The sequence below is a fragment of the uncultured Thiodictyon sp. genome, assembly GCF_903946935.1.
Taxonomy (GTDB): domain Bacteria; phylum Pseudomonadota; class Gammaproteobacteria; order Chromatiales; family Chromatiaceae; genus Thiodictyon.
Map to the genome: position 1 here is coordinate 1 of NZ_CAJAXH010000005.1, position 3,194 is coordinate 3,194.

7 protein-coding genes are annotated in these 3,194 nt (G+C 65.2%); 6 read left to right on the forward strand and 1 reads right to left on the reverse strand.

All coding sequences use genetic code 11. The annotated features are described in order from the left end of the window. The 5 genes from traA to QZX93_RS00210 form a co-directional block, all read left to right on the forward strand. The coding region (gene traA / locus QZX93_RS00190; RefSeq protein WP_295394272.1) for a TraA family conjugative transfer protein at window positions 1–302 on the forward strand (302 nt) is incomplete at its 5' end. A 142-nt stretch (window positions 303–444) separates the two neighbouring features. Beyond that, window positions 445–654 carry a TraC family protein gene (locus QZX93_RS00195; protein ID WP_295393149.1) on the forward strand — a complete coding sequence of 70 codons (210 nt, stop codon included), beginning with the start codon at window positions 445–447 and terminating at the stop codon, window positions 652–654. Continuing rightward, window positions 561–857: a TraC family protein gene (locus tag QZX93_RS00200; protein WP_295394274.1), complete on the forward strand. Its 297-nt coding sequence runs from the start codon at window positions 561–563 to the stop codon at window positions 855–857. Before QZX93_RS00195 ends, QZX93_RS00200 begins: the two co-directional genes overlap by 94 nt. 528 nt (window positions 858–1,385) lie before the next feature. Further along, window positions 1,386–1,715 (forward strand): type II toxin-antitoxin system RelE/ParE family toxin, encoded by a 330-nt coding sequence (locus QZX93_RS00205; RefSeq protein ID WP_295393147.1) that lies wholly within the window; start codon window positions 1,386–1,388, stop codon window positions 1,713–1,715. Continuing rightward, window positions 1,705–2,037, forward strand: a complete 333-nt coding sequence (locus QZX93_RS00210; RefSeq protein ID WP_295393146.1) for a helix-turn-helix transcriptional regulator — start codon at window positions 1,705–1,707, stop codon at window positions 2,035–2,037. Before QZX93_RS00205 ends, QZX93_RS00210 begins: the two co-directional genes overlap by 11 nt. 387 nt (window positions 2,038–2,424) lie before the next feature. On the opposite strand, the gene QZX93_RS00215 is transcribed toward QZX93_RS00210, so the two are convergent. After that, window positions 2,425–2,775 (reverse strand): BrnA antitoxin family protein, encoded by a 351-nt coding sequence (locus tag QZX93_RS00215; RefSeq protein WP_295393145.1) that lies wholly within the window; start codon window positions 2,773–2,775, stop codon window positions 2,425–2,427. Between the two features lie 165 nt (window positions 2,776–2,940). Here QZX93_RS00215 and QZX93_RS00220 point away from each other — a divergent pair. After that, window positions 2,941–3,194 (forward strand): helix-turn-helix domain-containing protein (locus QZX93_RS00220; RefSeq protein WP_295393144.1); only part of this gene is annotated, 254 nt, incomplete at its 3' end.

Below are 3,194 nucleotides of genomic sequence, written 5' to 3' on the forward strand. Positions count from 1 at the left end.
CCACGCTGATGGCCCTCGGCCTGCTGGCGTTGGTGGTCACCCTGATGCTGGTGTCCCACCCCAGCTTTGCCGGCACCGGGGGTGCCGAGTTCAACCCACTCTACACCAAGCTATCCGACTGGATGACCGGCTACCTGGGGCGCGTGGTGGCGGCGGTGTTCATCATCGTCGGGCTGGTGGCGGGTGTCGCCCGCGGGTCCGTGATGGGTTTTGTGTTCGGGGTCGCGGCCGGGACCGGCCTGTTCCTGGCGCCGAACGTCATCGACGCCACGGTGTCCGCCACGCTGCCGCTGATCTCGTAAGCCGGAGTCGCTCGCATCACCGGCCCGCGGGCCGGGCCGCCACCTGACCACCGTTCCCGCTGGTCAGTCCTGGCGGCCCGCTCAGACACCCCGCCCATCTTCCGTCTCAATCGACCTCAGCCACCCCCAGCGGAGAGTCCCCTTGATCTATCGCCAGTTTCGCGGTTCGCGTGCGGCCGAACTCTTTCCGGTGCTGGCCTATGAACCCGGCCAGCAACTCTTCATCCTGGACGACCTGTCCCTGGGCTTCGGGTTCGTGTGCGAGCCCCTGTCCAGCGCCGATCGCGCCCAGGCCGATCGGCTGTCGGTGTTGATGAACCTGGACTGGCCGTCGGAGCGTCGACCCTGCTGAACTGGGACCCCCAGGCCGGCTGGCGTGACCGGATCGTGCCCGAGTGCGATCCGGACCGACTCATCCGCGAGCAATTCATCGACCTCACCCACGCGCTGGAGGTGGACGCCAAGGGCATCACGCTCGGCACGCACCGGGCGCAGACCTTCTCGGTCAAGCGCTTTCCCGACCGCATCGCCTTCGGCATGGCCGCGCGCAGGTAATCGGGGCCAGACCCTGAGGTATCCCCACGAACGTGATCGAATAATTAGCGGGTTAGCCAAGACCCGCGGGTTTTCGGGCTCTGCCAGGCACATGGGGCCGCCGTTGCTTATTCATGCGACGGATTTAGAAAAATATTTCGTGGTGATAGCTCAGGGCCAGACCACAAATAGACCCAAAGACTCCGGCTGACGTCTCTCTCGACTAGCCGCGAGGTTTGACCTCGCTAGCGCAAGGCCGCCGCTGCGGGTGACGCCGACGGCAACCGTTACTGAAGACTGGCTGAAGCGCCAGGACGAAAGCACACCGCCGTGAACCGCGGGTCCACTGGGCGGACCAAACGCGGCGTCAGTGCTGCCGCTCGCCAGCATGGAAAGCGCTCTTGAATCAACCCCCCGCCGACAGAACGGGTGGCGCGTCCGGCGGCCATGGCGGAGCAGGAGCTTCGGCCGCCGCCCTGAGAATGCCTAATCCTCCCGACCGGTACCCGCGCTTGAGGATATGTCGAATCTGACATATACTTCAGCCGTATGAACCACCCCGACAGGCCGCTCGTCTGGCTGCACGGCGAGATCAAGACCCCGCCGTTCTCCGCCGCCGCCCGGATCGAGGCGGGGCTGTTGCTGCGCCGACTCCAGCGCGGCGAGACTCTGCCGATGCCCCACGCGCGGCCGATGCCGGTGATCGGGCCGCGCTGCCATGAGTTGCGTATCAACGACGCCGACGGGACTTGGCGCATTATCTATCGGCTTGACCACGACGCGGTGATTATCGGCGAGGTCTTCCGCAAGAAGACGCCGGCGACACCCGGTCCAGTCATCGACACCTGCAAGCGACGATTTGAAGCTTATGATCGATGAAGCAAGGCAACGGCGCCTCGAAGCGCAGGGCTGGCAGGTCGGTACTGCCGACGACTTCCTCGGACTATCGGCGGAAGAATCGGCCTATGTGGATCTGCGGCTCCGATTGAGCGATGCGCTGCGGACGCAGCGCCAGCGGCAACACTTGACCCAGGTCGAGTTGGCCCGGCGCATTAAGTCCAGTCAGTCGCGCGTCGCCAAGATGGAGGCGGGCGACGCGTCGATTTCGCTGGATCTCCTGATCCGCTCGCTGTTCGCCTTGGGTGCCTCTAACCGCGATCTCGCCGAGGCGATCAACGGCGCAAGCGCCACGGTCGCTTAATGGCTGCGGACAGGGCAATAAGGTCTAGGATGAAAGCGAATCCAATTGTTGAAGAGATCCAAAATACGCGCAGAGAGTACGCTGAACGGTTCGGTAATGACCTGCACGCGATCTGTGAAGATGCTCGACAGAAGCAGGGGCGTCAAGGCCGCCGTGTCGTGCCGGCAAGCCCTAAAACTGCTGAACAAGGCCGAAAGCCCCAGGTCCGGATCGGAGGATAGGTCCTCAGGTTGGACTGGGAGATAAACCCCGACTTCGGCCTTGCCCGCCCCGCACATCGCCCCGGGCCGCTTGGGGCGGTAGGTTCTTAACTTACAGGCCGCAGGAATTTCGGCATGGGTACGGCGGTGACATTCGCCCTGGTGGGGCGGCACCGCGCGCGGGCCTTTAGCGATGTGTACCGGTGTCGGGCGGCGAATGCTCTTTGAGCCATTCCCGCATGGCGTCATTAACGCGCGTCTGCCAGCCGCGGCCGGTGGTCTTCAAGGCGGCCAATACATCAGCGTCAAAGCGGATTGTGGTCGGGACCTTGGTCGGCGCCCGCTGTGGTCCGCGGCGGCGTGCCGCCAAGGCGGCGCGGACCGCTGGAATCCCTCCCCCGCGCACAACGACCGCATTGCTCCACGCGGCCTCTTCCGCCGGGGTCGGCGGGCGATCCTCCCCGGGGGCGTCGGCAATCAGCGCTTGCCATGCTTCAGGGCTCGCAGGAAAGCCCTCTGGCAAAGTATCGGATTTCATGCTTTTCGGCCTTGCGCGGGCGTTTGTCTTCGTCCCAGGTAATCACGGGGCAGATTGTATTAACAGACAATGGCGACCCTCAAGCAAATGCTGGCGATCTACCGTAAGTCCGAGCAGTCGAACATCCGCCCCGCCGAGCCCCGCCGACATTGCGGAGCGCGACACATGAGCAAGATCCCACTGGAGCAGGTCGCACAGGCGATCGAAGCGGATGCCGGCGAGGAGATTGCCGGGCTGCGCGAATCGCTCGCGGAGATGGCCGCCGATGAGCGGGGGCGCACCTACACCCGGGAGCAGCTCGCCCTGCGCGCGGCCCGTACCGCCTTGGGCCTGTCCCAACCGGCCTTTGCCCGGCTGCTGCAAACCCCGGTCGGCACCGTGCGCGACTGGGAGCAGGGGCGCTTTCCGCCCCCCGGCAG

What these genes read in the sequence shown, in the direction of transcription:
- QZX93_RS00205 (WP_295393147.1), top strand. Translation starts at nt 1,386, where the DNA reads ATGAACCACCCCGACAGGCCGCTCGTCTGGCTGCACGGCGAGATCAAG.
- QZX93_RS00210 (WP_295393146.1), top strand. Translation starts at nt 1,705, where the DNA reads ATGATCGATGAAGCAAGGCAACGGCGCCTCGAAGCGCAGGGCTGGCAG.
- QZX93_RS00215 (WP_295393145.1), bottom strand. Translation starts at nt 2,775, where the DNA reads ATGAAATCCGATACTTTGCCAGAGGGCTTTCCTGCGAGCCCTGAAGCA.